Here is a 240-nt window from a genome sequence, read left to right as displayed (position 1 = left end):
TCGGATAAAGCGCGAAGCCCACGAAGAATGGCTACTGCTCCACATTGTCGTGCAAATTCAACCGTCAAGCCTTCAAAAACGCGAACATGGACATTCGGCATTTCCTTGGTTGATTCCAAGAGAAGTTCCATTCTCTCTCCGAGTGTAAACAAGGGGGTCTTGTTACTATCGGCAGCAATGGCAATGGTCACCTCATCAAAAAGCTCTTTCGCCCGGATTAAAATATCAAGATGTCCATTC

Annotated in this window: 1 protein-coding gene; it reads right to left on the bottom strand. The window is 46.2% G+C overall.

Translation table 11 applies throughout. The features are described 5' to 3' along the window. Window positions 1–240, bottom strand: a 240-nt coding sequence (locus DSOL_RS26575; RefSeq protein ID WP_139314662.1) for an adenylyltransferase/cytidyltransferase family protein, incomplete at both ends; no start/stop codon positions are given.

The sequence above is a fragment of the Desulfosporosinus metallidurans genome (assembly GCF_001936615.1).
GTDB lineage: Bacteria > Bacillota > Desulfitobacteriia > Desulfitobacteriales > Desulfitobacteriaceae > Desulfosporosinus > Desulfosporosinus metallidurans.
This window is presented reverse-complemented; position numbering and strand designations above follow the sequence as displayed.